This window comes from Flavobacterium undicola, from assembly GCF_009909155.2.
GTDB lineage: Bacteria > Bacteroidota > Bacteroidia > Flavobacteriales > Flavobacteriaceae > Flavobacterium > Flavobacterium undicola.
On record NZ_JAAAPM020000085.1, the window covers coordinates 1 to 267 of the forward strand.

The 267-nt window shown below is 41.2% G+C and carries 1 protein-coding gene; it reads right to left on the reverse strand.

Going from position 1 to position 267, the window contains the following annotated elements:
- On the reverse strand, positions 1 to 267 hold a 267-nt coding region (locus GTZ96_RS18195), incomplete at both ends, for a hypothetical protein (protein ID WP_161645301.1).

Sequence of the window (267 nt, forward strand, 5' to 3'; positions counted from 1 at the left end):
CTCCTGCATTTGGCTGAGAATTGATATTTACTGTAGCTATACTAAAATCAGCAACGCAAGGTGCAGTAGCTGAAAGTAAATACTTAAAGGTACTCGTTGTTGCATCCAATCCAGGGGTATACATACCCGTTGCAGCAACAAATGTTCCGCCTGTTCCAGATTCTCGTGTCCATGTTCCGCCTAAATCCTCTCCAGTAATTAAACTGAATAAATTAATTGGGGTAACACTAGATTCACAAACAGTCGTATTACCATCACCTCCTGCAT